This window comes from Microvirga zambiensis WSM3693, from assembly GCF_016735695.1.
Taxonomy (GTDB): Bacteria; Pseudomonadota; Alphaproteobacteria; order Rhizobiales; family Beijerinckiaceae; genus Microvirga; species Microvirga zambiensis.
In genome coordinates, this window is record NZ_JAERQD010000141.1 from 1 (window position 1) to 4,508 (window position 4,508).

Genomic DNA, 4,508 nt, shown 5'->3' on the forward strand with positions numbered 1-4,508 from the left:
ACCTCTTCGAGGCGCACGAGTGTTGGAACTTCCTCAGGGCTGCCGGATATGCGTCCGTTTAACCGTCCGATGCTCTAGTAATCGCCGACGTGCGGCAACTCCGCGGCGAAGAGCTGCTACGGCGCTTTGGCGTACGGCACTAAGTGAACAGGGGTGCGGCAGGATCAAGGTGGGCGGGCCAGCTAATAGCCTGGGACTAATCGGTGCTCAATCAGAGGGGCATCCATCCGAAAACGCAGACCGGCCCTGTCGTACCGGACTTCTACCTTGCCATTACATTGCATCGGTAGAACCAGCTGAAGCAGAGTTGAGCCAAACCCACAATGCTGCGGCTCGCTCACGGGAGGCCCGCCATGTTCTCGCCATTCCAGATGGAGCTTTCGGAAGCCCTCGACCTCAACGACATCCCACCGGATTTCGACATATCCACCAGGAGCAGACAGAGCCCCGTACCGAACGGCGTTCGTGGTCAGTTCGTGAAGCGCCATGCCGACCGGCACCGCCAGATCCGCTGATAGCTCAACAGGTGGTCCCACCAGCATGAAGCGGGGTACCCGGCTCTCAGCAAACGGCTTGAGTTCGTTGAGGGCAATCTCCCGCAGCGGCGCGGTTTGCCAGTAGTCCTCAGTCAACAGATTGTGGGTCTTGGCCAGGGAGGAGATGCGTTTCGAGAATGAGCGGTAGAACTCGTCAAAGCTGCCAGTAGATCGGCCTGTCGCCCCGACCAATCCCTGGACGGTAGCCAACGTGTTCTTCACCCGATGGTGAAGCTCGCGGACCAGCAATGACTGCCGCTGCTCGATCCGGTGACTGGCCTCCAATTGCTCATCCCGCTCGGCAATGGCACGGCGTAACTCGAACTGCGACATGACCTGTCGCGCAAGCAGGGTGAGGGCAGCAGCCTGCTCCTCAGAGAAGACACGGGGCACATGGTCGAGCACACACAAGGCTCCCAAGGGAAGCCCATCGGGTGCTCGCAGCACTGCCCCGGCGTAGAAGCGCAGGCGCGGATCTGCTGTCACGAGAGGATTGCTGGCAAAACGATGGTCCTCGGCCAGATCAGGAACCACGGTCAGCCCCGGCTGGAGCATGGCGCTGAGGCAGATCGAGCGGTCGAGGGGCGTCTCGCGCGTCCCAAGCCCCACCTCGGCCTTGAACCACTGCCTGCGCTCGTCGATGAGACTGATGAGTGCAATGGGAGCCTGACAGCAATGAGCAGCAAGCTGTACCAGATCGTCGAATTCCGGCTCTGGCGGCGTGTCGAGAACCCGGTAGCTGCGGAGGGCAGCCAGCCGTTCACTCTCATTCCACGGGGATGACATTTGTTCATTCGACACGACGGCTACTCATGCCACCACGCTGATGAGAACGGGCGACAGAAGCGAGAGTTCAGGCCGGACGAACGCCATCCCCAGAAGAGTTTAGGTATGTCCGACCGCAAGCTGCCGACAGGCGTGCACCAGTACGGCAGGGGGCGCGGGCTTCTCAATCCAGGGCACATGCTGCAAGTCCGCCAGAAGCTCGCGGTCCTCATGGTGGCCCGAATAGATCAGGAATGGCACCTTGCGCCGTTCGAGTTCAAGTGCGATTTCGCGGCAAGGACCATCCTTCAGAGCCACATCCAGAATGGCTATGTCAGGCGTCTGGGTCCGAAGCCATTCCAGGGCGGCGGCACAGGTGGTGAAGGGGCCCGCGACCCCATAGCCCGCATCCTGCAAATCATCCTGAAGATTGAGCGCAATCAGGGCTTCATCCTCCAAGATGAGGACAAGCGGTCCGCCGTTGGCCTGCTTGGTCATCCGATAAGCCTTTGCCCGTCCAGCTTGAATCTACGCTGAATGGAGAAGCTTGACCATCACCTGTGTTACGGCGACAGCCAGCGCCGCCACCCAAAAGCTTCGGCGTCCGAGTTCCAGCCCGACGCTCTGGCACACGCTTGCAAGCTTGGCAGCCGGATCTCGTCGGTTCCATATGCAAGCTGGACACTCTACCTGACCGGCAGCGCAATTGATCGCGAACGGCACCGGGGGTCCGATGGGTCCGCAGGAGCACAAGGTAGAGCGAAGGCTGGCAGCGATCTTTGCAGCTGACGTGGCAGGGTATTCACGCCTGATGAGCGCTGATGAGACCGAGACACTCCGAGCGGTCTTAGCCCACCGCGAGGTCATGGATCGGCTCAAATGAGACCTTCAGCCCGCAACGATTGTTGTAACCTTGGTCGTCTCTCATGCAGACGGAATACGTCGGCGGCCCAGGATGTCAGCCATCGCTCATACCTGGAGATGGCGGTCTGCCTTCCGGTTGGCTTATCCTATCAGGCTTTCATTCGCGGGATCCGCGCCAGCCAGGTAACCGACGCGAAGGCCCCGATCCAGGAACCGAGGGCCGCGAACGCGACGTAGATTGCCTGTTCGGTATAGCTGATCACCGCAAAGGCCGAGAGCAGGTACCAGATGGCGCTCCAGTTCGCGGCCCTGACCCGGTGCCGGGCCACCACGGCCGCGTTGAAGAACACGTAGGCCGCATCGGTCGTGGCCGTTGCCAACATCACGCCCAGCGCGATCAGCGGATCAACCTCAAAGGTCATCGCCAGTCCTCCCGTCGAGCAGGTCGATCCGGGTGCCGCGTCAGGGTGGACCGGACTGGCCCTGACGGGTCAGCCGACAAGCGTGTCATGGGGCTGGAGGGGACGAAGTAGACCCCTTACCCGGCGCAGGTGGCCCTCGGTCGCCCGCATCCGATCCATGAGCCGGCTCATCTCAGTCAGCAGGGTCTGCTCCTCCCCCGCCGCCTGTTCGGCATCCCGAGGTGATTGGGCGAACCGCTGCCGCTGGACCACGAGCGCAATGCGTTGGTCGAGCCCGTCACATTCAGCGGCAAGCTGATGGAGATGCGCGATCAGCTCCCACTCGGTCATCAAGTCGAGGCTGGGCATGTCCACGATCCTAGCGCTCGAATGGGGTGGGATGGTGACGCCTGCTAAGACGGTGCTGTCACGGTAACCTGATGCGAGCACGACAAGCCCTGTTTTGTTGAATTCAGGCGAGCACGCCCGCCGCGGACTTCCATGCCGCCATGGCTCGTAGACGGTAGATGTGGGTGGCGAGGGCAGACTGGTGCGAGCGGGGCGGAACGAACAGGTTTCTGGCAGCCGAAAAGACCGAGGTGAACCGCTGCAGGCCCCCGACAGACCGAAAGCCCTGCATCATTCTCTCCCGCTTCCTCAGCGGGAGATGCGAATTCTCAGCCCTGTCGTTGAGGCCCTTGTGGGACCGGTGCTCGACACTCGGCATGACTTGACGTCGGGCTGCTCCGTATGACGACAGCTTGTCGGTGATGATGCGCTTGGGCGCCAGACCTTGCTTGTTCATCAGCCGGGTCAGCAAACGCTTAGCCGCTTTGGTGTCGCGCCGGCCTTGGACGATCTCGTCAAGCACGTATCCGTCCTGATCGACGGCACGCCACAGCCAGTGCTTCTCACCAGCGATGCTGATCACCACCTCATCAAGATGCCAGATGTCATGAGGACTTGGCTGCTTGCGCCGGAGGCGCCGAGCATACTCTGGACCGAATTTCTTACCCCACCGGCGGATCGTCTCGTACGAGACGACGATGCCGCGCTCGAGCAGCATCTCCTCGACAAGTCGGAGGCTCAGAGGAAATCGGAAGACAACCAAACTGCATGGGCAATGATCTGGGGTGGGAAGCGGTGGCGCTTGTAGCTGATGGGCCTGGTCATGCCACAGCTCTTAGGCAGAAGCCTCTGACCAATGGTTACCGTGACATCACCGGGCCAGTGGCGGCCAGGCGAGTTCGCCTTTGGCAGCGGTGTAGATATCGACTAGGTGGCGATCAACAGAAGGCCAGCCGATCAGCCCGGACAGCCGGTCCAGAGACGAGCGGTAGTGGGGGATCGGCTCTACGACAAACGTGAAGACTTCCTGTCCAATCGGACGGCGTGCCATGGGCCCCTCCCGTCCTGTCCAACGGTGCCATTAAATCTCCCATACGGCCGCCGGTCGAGGCCACCCGCGCACAGGTCTCATTAAGTTAATCCCTCATAGCAGAAAAAACCGCTTGGTCATCCTTTGGCCCGATTCGGCAACCAAAACCCTACCGCAGTTATTCGAAGTAAATCTTTCCAACAATGAGTTTGAGGAGAATTGTTCCTATGTTTTAAATATGTATTTATTCTCGCCACAGAGTCAGATCGGCGTATATTCCTGTTAAACGTGCGAAATTACTCCCTCCTAATACGCCTCTATTCATTAGCCCCATAATCAGAGCTCCACACTATCCCGTCTCAACATTTGGGCCGGGCCTGGAGCATTGTGACCGTGTTCATGATCTTCTTAGCAGAAGATGTGCGCGGCCATGACAGTTTACGCTTCAGCGAACATTCCCCCCTGAAATCTTAGAACGAGAGAGACCATGGCAACCATTTATGTCTCGACCACGGGCAGCGACTCCAACTCCGGCGCCTCCGGCAGCCCGGTGAAATCCATCAC

The 4,508-nt window shown here is 60.0% G+C and carries 5 protein-coding genes and 1 pseudogene; all 6 read right to left on the reverse strand.

Annotated features, from left to right (window positions below):
• Positions 1-182: 182 nt before the first annotated feature.
• Positions 183-1,337, reverse strand: a complete 1,155-nt coding sequence (locus JKL46_RS34135; RefSeq protein WP_201842865.1) for an HWE histidine kinase domain-containing protein — start codon at positions 1,335-1,337, stop codon at positions 183-185.
• Between the two features lie 84 nt (positions 1,338-1,421).
• Positions 1,422-1,799, reverse strand: coding sequence for a response regulator (locus JKL46_RS34140; protein WP_201842867.1), 378 nt, complete (start codon positions 1,797-1,799; stop codon positions 1,422-1,424).
• Positions 1,800-2,314: 515 nt separating this feature from the next.
• Entirely contained in the window at positions 2,315-2,587 is a 273-nt protein-coding gene (locus JKL46_RS34145) for a hypothetical protein (RefSeq protein WP_201842868.1), read from the reverse strand.
• Positions 2,588-2,656: 69 nt separating this feature from the next.
• The gene (locus JKL46_RS34150) at positions 2,657-2,935 is read right to left on the reverse strand and encodes a hypothetical protein (RefSeq protein ID WP_201842869.1); all 279 of its coding nucleotides are present in this window, start codon (positions 2,933-2,935) and stop codon (positions 2,657-2,659) included.
• 103 nt (positions 2,936-3,038) lie between these two features.
• Positions 3,039-3,739: pseudogene (locus tag JKL46_RS34155) on the reverse strand (IS6 family transposase).
• Between the two features lie 46 nt (positions 3,740-3,785).
• Positions 3,786-3,965, reverse strand: a complete 180-nt coding sequence (locus tag JKL46_RS34160) for a hypothetical protein (RefSeq protein WP_201842870.1) — start codon at positions 3,963-3,965, stop codon at positions 3,786-3,788.
• Between the last annotated feature and the right edge of the window lie 543 nt (positions 3,966-4,508).

What these genes read in the sequence shown, in the direction of transcription:
- JKL46_RS34140 (WP_201842867.1), bottom strand. Translation starts at nt 1,799, where the DNA reads ATGACCAAGCAGGCCAACGGCGGACCGCTTGTCCTCATCTTGGAGGAT.
- JKL46_RS34145 (WP_201842868.1), bottom strand. Translation starts at nt 2,587, where the DNA reads ATGACCTTTGAGGTTGATCCGCTGATCGCGCTGGGCGTGATGTTGGCA.
- JKL46_RS34150 (WP_201842869.1), bottom strand. Translation starts at nt 2,935, where the DNA reads ATGCCCAGCCTCGACTTGATGACCGAGTGGGAGCTGATCGCGCATCTC.
- JKL46_RS34160 (WP_201842870.1), bottom strand. Translation starts at nt 3,965, where the DNA reads ATGGCACGCCGTCCGATTGGACAGGAAGTCTTCACGTTTGTCGTAGAG.